We start from the raw sequence: 10,162 nt of genomic DNA on the forward strand, positions 1-10,162 counted from the left end.
GCCTTCGCGGTAAGGCGCTTTCGCGAAGAACGCAGGCCGGCGGATCTTGCGCAGGTCGACCTGCCCCTCGGGATCGATCTTCCCCGAGGGATCGACCATGCCGGTGGAGCGGGTGGCGCGCTCCTTGTTCGGTGGCAGCCAGCGCTGCATCTGGGCGTCGATGCGCTTGAGGCAGGCCGGGTCTTCCTTGCAGGCGCGCCAGCGGGCCTTGAGCTTGTCGTCGGTGAACTCGCTGATGTGGTAGTCGCCGCCGGCGTAGCTCGCGGGTGGCTGGTTGGCTGTCAGCAGCAGCGGCACGCAGGCGGTGCCGCCCGTCGCCTGCGGCAGCAGATAGCCGGGCAGCATCGCGTTGCGGTCGGTGCCGACCCAGGCGGTGCAATCGGTGGGCGGTGGCGTGCTGTTGTCCGCCTGGCGCTTCGCATCGGTGGTGCCGGTGCAGGCCGAGAGCGCGAGCAGTGCGCCCAGGCCGAGCGCGCAGAGACCTTGTCCGAGGCGAGGCGACAGGGTGCCGGTTCTCAGCATGGGTTCGATCCGTTGGAGGTCATTCGGGCAAGGGCTCGTGCAATGAGGCCTGCGCATTCTGTGCGCTGTCCACGAGGGGGGCGCCTGGGTCAATGGCGCTTTGTCATGACGGAAGGCTCCTACCAGGTGCCTCGTCCTCGCCGAACCGAATTTGTCGATGCACAGGGATTAGTTCCTTGGGGCAACGGAGCATCGGCAACTATTCTCGACCCCCTCATGAACGCTACGCCTCTCGCCATCGACCTGCCGGACCCGTGGACCGGCTCCCTCAAGCTCGAGCAGACACCCTCCGGCGCTTACGTCGGCATGGCCAGGCTGAGCCTCGGCGGCGTTCCCCGGTGCGTGCTCGTGATCACCCCGCAGCTGTCCTGGGAGGCCGCCATGGAGCGCGCCAAGCTCCGGGCGAGCCACTTCGTCAGGGAGTGGACCGCCAGGCCCAGGGCCTGACCGCCCACCGGCCCGCGCCGCAGGACGTCGCCAACCGCCCTAAGGTCAATGCTCAGCCAGCCGGCGTCACCGTCAGGTAGAACGGCGTGAGCGTCCCCGCCACCGGCCGCAGCAGCTTGAGCAGCAACGGTCGGCCGTAGCCTTCACCCGCCAGGCGCTTGAGCAGGTCGGACAGCTGCGCGAGCGGCGTGCCGTCGCAGCCGATCAGGATGTCGCCGCTGCGCAGGCCGTCGCGCGCCGCGGCCGAACCGGCTACCACCTCGACCACCCGCAGGCCGGTGGCCACGGGCCAATCGTTCTCGCGCACCCAGCGCCGCGGCAACGCGACGGCCGCGCATTGCACGCCCAGTTTTCCGCGGCGCACCGCGCCATGGCGCATCAACTCCCCCGCCACCCAGCGCGCCGTGTCGATCGCCACCGCGAAGCTCAGGCCCTGCGCCGAGGGGATCACCGCCGTGTTCACGCCGATGACCTGGGCCGTGCTGTCCAGCAACGGCCCGCCCGAGTTGCCGGGGTTGAGCGCCACGTCGGTCTGGATCACGTCCTCGATCATCCGGCCGCCGCGCGAGGGCAGGCTGCGGCCCAGTGCGCTCACGATGCCGGCGGTGACGGTGAAGTCGAAACCCAGCGGATTGCCGACTGCAACGGCAACCTGGCCAGGCAGGAGGCCTGCCGAACTCCCGAGCGGCAGGAAGGCGCTGGGGTGCGACTCGATGCGCAGCACCGCGATGTCGGTCGATGCATCGAGCCCGACCAGGCGCGCCATGCTCTCGGTGCCGTCGGCGAAGGCGGCGCGGATATCGCTTGCGCCCTCGACCACGTGCGCATTGGTGAGCGAAAAGCCGTCGGGCGTGAAGAGGAATCCGGAGCCGCTGCCCTGTGCGCCTGCATTGCCGCGCTGCGGCGGTTTTCGGACCTTGATGTGCGCGACGGCCGCGCTGGCGGTGTGCGCCACCTGGGTGACGGTGGCGGAGTAGGAGTCGAGGAGGAAATCGTCGCGTGAGCCCATGAAGCGCCTCTTTCGGTCGGCAGGTCGTCCCAAGGAAGTGGCGGCTGTCTTGCGGCTTTTCAACCCGCCTGTTTCCGGCCGTTCAAGGACGAAGACATCGAGCTGCCCGCCGACACGGACAACGCCTCCTACGCCACCGAGGCGGAGGCGCTGCGCCATGCCGAGCAGCAGGCGATGCGCTGGGTGCACGACCGCACCGGCGCCGGGCAGGGGTAGCTTTGAGCGCCGTGCACCAGGCGTTCGAACGCGTCGCCGGTGCCCACCGCTTCGTCGAGCACATGCAGGGATGCCAACCGCCTGGGTCAGAGATCGGTGGAATCCAACAGGCGGCACATGCTTAGAACATCAAGAAAGACGCCAGCCACAAAGATTCCAATGTCGATTACAAAGTGTGCATGGTGTCCAAAACGGGTGTTCTCCGTTTGCTTTTGATGTATTGAAACTCGAGCACCCTGATCTGCTGCTGATTCGAAGATTAGTGCTTGCACTCCAAAATTAATCGTCCGAAAGACGACAAGTCTTGCGGCGAGATTGCGCCGACCGGCCCAACCCAGCAGCGTGCAACGGGACGCGAGTTTGGTGATCACCGAGCGGGGCGCGGTCAGGCTCAGACAGCGGCAGCGGCCTTCTCCTCGTTGCCACTGGGGATGCCACGTCTCCAGACGTCCCTCGACGTCCTGTGTCCGTATCCAACGGCGTCACTTGCTGACAACGAGACATGCATCACACTTTTGCTAAATGATGGGTTGCAAAAGGTAAGCCGCTTTTATTTGTGTTTAGAAAAGTGATAAGGCTCACTTTTAACGAATCCGAACATTCGGCAACAAACGTAAGATGCCCAGAACAGGGGGCATTCAGCAATAGCCAGTCCTCTGTGGGCGTTCGATCGAACTGCAACAAAAACAGGGGTTTGTTTTGAGACGTCAAGTCAATGCGGCAGCATGGGCCGCGGCTCTGTGCATAGGTACCCTGCTTCAAGGCTGCACCATCGTGCCCGGCATGGGTACCGTGGAGCCGTATCAAAGTGCAGAGGATCTGCCGCCCAAGTTCCTGTACCTCCCGGACGCAGCGCCCGAGGACCGGATCACTCCCATTACGCCGGCCCTTGTGCGCACGCTGACCAAAATGACGCCCAAGAGCGTGCCGCCAGAAGTGGGGGCACTGTTCGGCAAGTCGCAGCGTTACACCATCGGCCCCGGAGACGTCGTGGGCGTTATCGTGTATGACCACCCCGAGCTGCTGCCGAATGCCGGCGCTGTCATCTCGCAGCAGGCCGACCCCACGGGCGTGAGCGTGGCACCGGGCTTCATCGTCGACTCCTCGGGCGAGATCGCTTTTCCGTATGTTGGCCGCGTCAGGGTCGAGGGGCTCACCGAAGCCGAGGCCGGCGACCTCATCTCCAAGTTGATCGTCACGCAGGTGCGCGAGCCCGAAGTCACGGTGCGCATTCAGTCCTTTCGCAGCCGTCGTGCCTATATAGAAGGCGAGGTGCGCGTACCGGGCTCGCAGATCTTCACCGACGTGCCCATGACGCTGACCGAGGCCATCAACCGGGCCGGCGGCATCACTGCAAGCGGCAACCGCGCGGCCGTGACTCTTGTCCGCGATGGCAAGTCCATCGACATCAACCTGACGCGCCTGCGCGAAGCCGGCCGCGACGGCAACGACATTCCCCTGAAGAACGGCGAYACCATCAGCGTGGGCCACCGCGAAGACGCCAAGGTGTATGTGATGGGCGAAATCCTGCGCCCATCGGCACTGACGATGCGCGGCAACGGCCGCCTCAACCTGAATGAGGCGCTGGGCGAAGCGGGCGGCCCGGTGCTCACCACATCCAGCCCCGGCCAGATCTTCGTGATCCGCCAGGGGGCCACAGGCTTGCCCGCAATCTTCCACTTAGACGCCAAGAACCCCGCCGCGCTGGTGCTGGCTAGGCAGTTCAACCTGGAGCCCCAAGACGTGGTCTACATCGACCCGGTGCCGCTCGTGAAATGGAACCGCGTGATCAGCCTGATCTTGCCCGCTGCCCAGGTGGTGAATCTGGGTAGCGAAACGGCGGATCGGCTCCGCTGATAGCGGCCCGGTTAGTCGTGGTGAATATGTCTTGCCACAGCACACCGGCCAATTTTGTTGCTTGCCCTCCGAGTTTCCTTAAGTCGAACTCGGAGCCCCTTGCCGTCTGCGGCTTTGCCCACTTGTGGTCGGAGCGCCCTATCTGCGGGACCAGGCTCGAATGAACCCAAACGATCTAAAAATTGCCGTCATCGGCTTGGGCTACGTTGGCCTGCCTCTGGCCGTCGAATTCGGAAAGAAGCGCGATGTCGTTGGGTTTGACATCAACCCCAAGCGTATTGCCGAACTGAGGGTGGGGCGTGACCACACGCTTGAAACCACATCCGAGGAACTGAAGACGGCGAGGCAGTTGGTCTTCACCTCAGAGACGGCTGACTTGCGCGATTGCGGCGTCTTCATTGTCACGGTGCCCACTCCCATCGACAACGCCAATCGACCCGACTTGACTCCGTTGATCAAGGCTAGCGAAACCGTGGGCAAGGTCATGCCGCCCGGTGCGATCGTCATCTACGAATCTACGGTCTATCCCGGTGCTACCGAGGAGGTGTGCGTGCCGATGCTGGAAAAGTTCAGCAACGGCAAGAAATTCAACATAGATTTCTTTTGCGGCTACAGCCCGGAGCGGATCAACCCTGGTGACAAGGAACACCGCTTGCCCACTATCAAGAAGGTGACCAGCGGCAGCACGCCCGAGGTTGCAGAAGTCGTCGACCATCTGTATCGCCAGATCATCACTGCCGGTACCCACAAGGCCAGCAGCATCAAAGTGGCCGAAGCCGCGAAGGTGATCGAAAACACTCAGCGGGACGTGAACATTGCGCTCATGAACGAGTTGAGCCTGATCTTTCACAGGTTAGGCATCGACACGCTGGAGGTCTTGCAGGCCGCTGGCACCAAGTGGAACTTTCTACCCTTTCGCCCGGGACTGGTGGGCGGCCACTGCATAGGCGTTGATCCGTACTACCTGACGCACAAGGCGGTCGAAGTCGGCTATCACCCAGAAGTGATTTTGGCGGGTCGACGCATCAACGACAACATGGCTATGCATGTAGCAGACGAAGTCATCAAGCTGATGCTGCGCAAGCGCTTGCCCGTGCTGGGCAGCAGGGTCTTGGTGCTAGGTCTCACGTTCAAGGAAAACTGTCCGGACGTGCGCAACACCAAGGTGGTGAACATTGTGCGTACGCTCCAGAGCTACAACGTCCAAGTGGACGTGTTCGACCCGTGGATTGATGTGGCCGATGCCCAGCATGAATATGGACTGAAATGCTTGGGAGAAATTCCTCAACCCGGCCAATATGCCGCCGTGGTGCTGGCGGTGGGGCACCACCAGTTTGTTGCCATGGGGGAATCCGGCATCAAGGCCTTTGGGCAAGCGGGCGCTGTGCTTTTTGATGTGAAAAGCATTCTGCCATTGGGTGCCGCGGATGGCAGGCTATGACTACCCCCGTTCCTAATCAAACTGCCTACGAGCAACTGCTCGGACGCCTGACCAGCGAACGCCACACCTGGCTAGTCACCGGCGTCGCCGGCTTCATCGGCAGCAACCTTCTCGAGACACTTCTCACGCTCGACCAGCAAGTGGTCGGTTTGGATAACTTTGCCACCGGCCACCTGCGCAATCTTGGCGAGGTGCGGACTCTGGTGACCGCAGACCAATGGGCGCGGTTCACCTTCATAGAAGGCGATATCCGCAAGCTGGAGGATTGTCGCCGCGCATGCGAGGGTGTGGAGTACGTCTTGCATCAGGCCGCATTGGGCTCCGTGCCGCGCAGCCTTGCAGACCCGATCACCACCAACGCCACCAACATCGATGGCTTTCTCAATATGTTGGTGGCGGCACGCGATGCGGAAGTACGTAGCTTCACCTATGCCGCGAGCAGTTCGACATACGGCGATCACCCGGCGTTGCCGAAGGTCGAGGACGTCATTGGCAAGCCGCTGTCGCCCTATGCGGTCACCAAGTTCGTCAACGAACTCTACGCGGATGTCTTTGCGCGCAGCTACGGGTTCACGTCAATCGGTCTTCGCTACTTCAACGTGTTTGGTCCGCGCCAAGACCCTAACGGCGCCTATGCAGCCGTGATTCCGAAATGGACGGCGGCAATGATCGCCGGCGAAGACATTTTCATTAACGGAGATGGCGAAAGCAGCCGCGACTTTTGCTTCATCGCGAACGTCGTTCAGGCAAATTTGCTCGCGGCAACTACAACGGTGGCCGAGGCGCGCAATCAGATCTACAACGTTGCGGTTGGAGACCGCACCACGCTCAATCAGCTTTTCGAGTCGTTGCGCGATGTGCTGGCAGCAAACGGTTTCCCATATGAGAAAAGTCCGTCGTACCGCAACTTCCGCGCAGCCGATGTGCGGCATTCGCAGGCCGATGTGACCAAGGGCAGGCGACTCCTGGGTTACTCGCCTGCGTATCCGATTCGACGCGGAATTGCTAAGGCGATTGTTTGGTATTTAACCCGCAATAAAAACCCAGCCGGCAATGCGGTTGCGCATTAAATGCGGCGCGGGTAAATTAAAAATGTCAAACAAAGTGGTGAATACTGGGCGAGAACGGTACCGTCGCGCGGCTTCAACGGCGGCCATGAATATGGTGGCCCAAATTGTCCAGGTGGCGACCGGTCTGATCAGTGTGCCACTTGCACTGGACTATGTAGGGCCAGAACGTTTCGGCATTTGGATGACCTTGTCCACTGCGTTGGCGTTCATAACCTTTAGCGATTTCGGTGTTGGCATCGGAATGCAAGATCGCATGTCCCGACACGCGGGTAAAGGTGACTACCGGGGAGCGCGCAATGCGTTCTATAGCGCATTTACCTTGGTGGGCGTCATCGTAATTGTGGTAGAGATGATTGGCTACCTTGCGTTGCCCCAGTTGGAGCTCGCTTCGCTGTTCTCCTTGCAGAGTGCTGATGGCCAAGCTGATATTGGTCCAACAGCACTCGCTACCACCACAGTCATCGCGTTAGGACTGCTCGGCGGGCTGGTGCAGCGTGCATTTAACGCTGTCCAAGATGGATTTTGGGTCGCAGTCCTGCAGGTTGCTGCTCGATTTTTTTCGCTCGCGCTATTGTTCGTCGTCGTTCGTTTTCAACTAGGCCTACCCGCTTTGGTCTTTGTTGTAGGCGGTCTGGCAAGCTGTGTCCTACTGCTTGCAGGCATACCGCTGCTGCTTTACAGACACAAATGGTTGAGGCTGCGCCGACAAGAGATCTTSGAAGCGATCGATCTCGAGAGCGCAAAAGGCTTGTTATCGGTCGGTGCCATGGGGCTGGGTGCGTCCGTGGCGATTTATCTTGTCAACAATTCAATCCCTGTTCTTATTTCATCCAAGTACGGCGCAGAGGCTGTCGCAGACTTCGCAGTACTGATGAAGCTGCTTGCGATTCCTGGAATGCTGTTGACATATGTTTTAAGCCCGCTTTGGCCTGCAATCGCTGAGGCCAACCAAAAAAACGACGCGCGGTGGATACGAGGGGTATATCAAAAATGTTCAACCGCATGCATGGGCGTTGCAATAATTAGCAGTGCTGTAATTTTATTGAGCGCCCCCTTCATCATTAGGCATTGGACAGGCACGCCCGAAATCGTTCCTTCATCGCACCTTATCGTCGCATCGACTGTATTTATGGTGCTCGGCTTCTGGAACAGCATTGCGTCACTCATTTTAAATGGACTCTCCCGTTTCAAAGGGCAGGCTAGCTATGGCCTATTGCTAGCTGCGGGGGCTGTGCTCGCAGCCGCACTTATTCCAAACTCTTTTCCGAAAGAGTACGTGGTGTGGATGGTCAATATTGGATTCGCCTCTAGATGCATTTTGATGCAGTTCGAGATCCATGCCAGCTTCGCAGAACTCTCGCGCAAAAGTGAGATGTGTTTGCAGATCAATAGATCKAGTATCCCGTGATAGTCCCATCGCATTCAGAGCACCTGAAGAATTCATTGAGCGTTTTTACTCCGCTCAAAATTGTTGTTGCTTATATTTTTACGACAATAATTCTTCACCTATTTGGGCCTTGGACATATCAGGATGAAGCGACATTGCTTATGTTGGGATTCATGAGCTTGGCTACCGGCCTCTTTGCAATGGGATATTGGAGCATTGCAAGGCGATGGAGAAAACCATTGGTGAGAGACGATGAGGCGTCTGCGAGGAACTATAAGCGCTTTCTTCGGTTGGCGGTTTTGGGGCTTATTTTACAGATTTCCTTAATTTTGTTGGAATTTGGCGGCGACTTAATTGAGGGTGAAATTTTGTTGTCTGCATTGTTGGATCCTGGGCAGGTTTATATAAATGCACTTGCTGCTGGAAAGGAGGCGGAAATAAATATTTCATTGTCAACTCAGATTAAAACCTTGTTTTCGCCGTTATTTCTTCTTTCAAATGGGACGCTCATATTCCATTTTCGGCGCATCGGTGCGAAATGGCGAGTTTTGCTGGTTTTTGCGATTTGCCTTCAGTTGATGCACGGAATTTTAACCAGAGGCGCGCAAAAGGGTTTATTCGATACATTTATTCTGCTTGCATCTATTGGTATTTTGAAGGCCTATTTGCAAAGACGTGATTTCGTCCGCTGGCGTCGTTATGGTGTATTTCTCCTATTGTTGGTAATCGCTGTTTTTGTGTTTTTTCAAATATCTAGATTGAATGCGTACGACGCGCTCGATTACAACGGCTCGAGTCAAGCTTTTCTTGATCGGAATGGCTTGCTTTTCATGCTGTTCGGCGATTCGATCGGATTAGGGCTCTCCCTTTTTATAAGCTATATCAGTCAAGGCTACTACGGGCTTTCTCTAACGCTGCAGCTGCCATTCGAATGGTCATATGGGTTCGGCAACTCGTTTGCCTTGACGTCTTACGCCGAACAATACCTTGGAATGTCCGATGTATTTGAAAAAACTTATCCGTATCGCATGGAGTATGCGTTTAATTGGCCGGCCAAAATGTATTGGCATACTATCTTTCCATGGCTCGCGTCGGATATCACTTTCCCGGGGGTGCTAGCTCTGATGTTTTTTGTTGGCCGCGCATATGCGAGAAGTTTGATCGATGGTGTAATTTACGAGAGTCCTCTCGGAATTTGCGTGTTTTATCTTCTGACAACGTGTCTTTTATACCTTCCCGCCAATAATCAGTTGATGCAAACGCGCGAAATGATGATTGCGACCGTTGTAATCTTTATATCGTGGATTGTCTTTGGCGGGAAATTGAGGCGCGCCAGACGAGTCTCACCTTTTTTAGGCGCCTTAGCCCGTCAAACAAGAGGTATAGCGTGAATCCAATCAGTACAGAGTTTCCGAGAGTACTGGTGGTCAGCGCTGCCCCAATCAACCGCGTCGATGCGACCGGGATCACGATGTCGAATCTGTTTGCTGGGTGGCCGATTGATCGTATCGCGCAAATCTACGATTCGCCCAGCGCGCCAGATCCGGCGTATTGCACAAAGATATGGCGATTTTCGAGCAATGACATCGCCTCAGTCCGGCTGGCGAAACAGGCACTGGGGCGATTCCGAACGTCGCGCAACCGCCCAGTTGCCATCCCGGGCAATGGCCCGGTCGTCCAAGTCCAAAATTTCTCGAATGACCTTGGATTGCTTGCCGCCRTAGGCGATGTTGTTCCTTTCAGGGCGTCGCCTGCATTGCTCGAATGGGCGGATGAGTTTGCGCCGGATGTCATCTACACACTTCTCGGTGGATCACGCATCTGTGGGTTGGTAGTACAGCTTTCCAAGCGTCTCGGTAAGCCGGTGGTTCCCCATTTCATGGACGACTGGCCTAGCACTCTTTATGAGTCCCACCGCCTTCGCAAACTGTTTCGAGGTGTGATGACTCGTCGTCTCACCGAAGTCTTCCGCAGAGCTCCCATAGGGCTGGCGATTGGATCGAACATGGCTGAGGCGATGACTGCCCGATATGGAAAAAAATTCGACTATTTCATGAATTGTGTCGAATGCAGTGGCGACATATCCATGATTAAAAAATCCGACTCCAATGCAGTCCGATTCGGATATGTAGGGGGATTGCACTTGAATCGATGGCGAACCTTATTGGCACTGGCCGAGGCACTTGAAGCGATGAGCCGTTCCGGAATATCGC

Annotated in this window: 10 protein-coding genes and 1 pseudogene; 7 read left to right on the plus strand and 4 right to left on the minus strand. The window is 57.8% G+C overall.

Annotated elements, in window-relative coordinates; translation table 11 throughout:
• Nucleotides 1-522 (minus strand): annotated as a pseudogene (locus tag AC1DXX_RS32390) (hypothetical protein); the annotation flags it as partial.
• Between the two features lie 216 nt (nucleotides 523-738).
• Between AC1DXX_RS32390 and AC1DXX_RS32395 the strand changes: the two are divergent.
• Nucleotides 739-969, plus strand: coding sequence for a hypothetical protein (locus AC1DXX_RS32395; protein WP_478138301.1), 231 nt, complete (start codon nucleotides 739-741; stop codon nucleotides 967-969).
• Nucleotides 970-1,021: 52 nt separating this feature from the next.
• Here the strand turns inward: AC1DXX_RS32395 and AC1DXX_RS32400 are convergent, their stop codons facing one another.
• The 3 genes from AC1DXX_RS32400 to AC1DXX_RS32410 all read right to left on the minus strand — a co-directional run bounded on the left by AC1DXX_RS32400 (nucleotide 1,022) and on the right by AC1DXX_RS32410 (nucleotide 2,565).
• Nucleotides 1,022-1,978: a S1C family serine protease gene (locus tag AC1DXX_RS32400; RefSeq protein WP_478138302.1), complete on the minus strand. Its 957-nt coding sequence runs from the start codon at nucleotides 1,976-1,978 to the stop codon at nucleotides 1,022-1,024.
• Between the two features lie 128 nt (nucleotides 1,979-2,106).
• On the minus strand, nucleotides 2,107-2,271 hold the full coding sequence (locus AC1DXX_RS32405) for a hypothetical protein (RefSeq protein ID WP_478138303.1): 165 nt from the start codon (nucleotides 2,269-2,271) through the stop codon (nucleotides 2,107-2,109).
• A 9-nt stretch (nucleotides 2,272-2,280) separates the two neighbouring features.
• Nucleotides 2,281-2,565, minus strand: coding sequence for a hypothetical protein (locus AC1DXX_RS32410; RefSeq protein ID WP_478138304.1), 285 nt, complete (start codon nucleotides 2,563-2,565; stop codon nucleotides 2,281-2,283).
• A gap of 412 nt (nucleotides 2,566-2,977) precedes the next feature.
• Here AC1DXX_RS32410 and AC1DXX_RS32415 point away from each other — a divergent pair, with 412 nt between their 5' ends.
• The 6 genes from AC1DXX_RS32415 to AC1DXX_RS32440 form a co-directional block, all read left to right on the plus strand.
• Nucleotides 2,978-4,051, plus strand: a complete 1,074-nt coding sequence (locus AC1DXX_RS32415; RefSeq protein WP_478138305.1) for a polysaccharide biosynthesis/export family protein — start codon at nucleotides 2,978-2,980, stop codon at nucleotides 4,049-4,051.
• A gap of 160 nt (nucleotides 4,052-4,211) precedes the next feature.
• Nucleotides 4,212-5,492 carry a Vi polysaccharide biosynthesis UDP-N-acetylglucosamine C-6 dehydrogenase TviB gene (gene tviB, locus AC1DXX_RS32420; protein WP_478138306.1) on the plus strand — a complete coding sequence of 427 codons (1,281 nt, stop codon included), beginning with the start codon at nucleotides 4,212-4,214 and terminating at the stop codon, nucleotides 5,490-5,492.
• Nucleotides 5,489-6,562 carry an NAD-dependent epimerase/dehydratase family protein gene (locus AC1DXX_RS32425; RefSeq protein WP_478138307.1) on the plus strand — a complete coding sequence of 358 codons (1,074 nt, stop codon included), beginning with the start codon at nucleotides 5,489-5,491 and terminating at the stop codon, nucleotides 6,560-6,562. Before tviB ends, AC1DXX_RS32425 begins: the two co-directional genes overlap by 4 nt.
• Complete coding sequence (locus AC1DXX_RS32430) at nucleotides 6,546-7,970, plus strand: lipopolysaccharide biosynthesis protein (protein ID WP_478138308.1); 1,425 nt, start codon at nucleotides 6,546-6,548, stop codon at nucleotides 7,968-7,970. Before AC1DXX_RS32425 ends, AC1DXX_RS32430 begins: the two co-directional genes overlap by 17 nt.
• 35 nt (nucleotides 7,971-8,005) lie before the next feature.
• Nucleotides 8,006-9,340, plus strand: a complete 1,335-nt coding sequence (locus tag AC1DXX_RS32435; protein ID WP_478138309.1) for a hypothetical protein — start codon at nucleotides 8,006-8,008, stop codon at nucleotides 9,338-9,340.
• Nucleotides 9,337-10,162: hypothetical protein (locus AC1DXX_RS32440; RefSeq protein WP_478138310.1), on the plus strand; the 826-nt coding region annotated here is incomplete at its 3' end. The genes AC1DXX_RS32435 and AC1DXX_RS32440, both read left to right, overlap by 4 nt.

The sequence above is a fragment of the Variovorax sp. P4_B10 genome, from assembly GCF_056402375.1.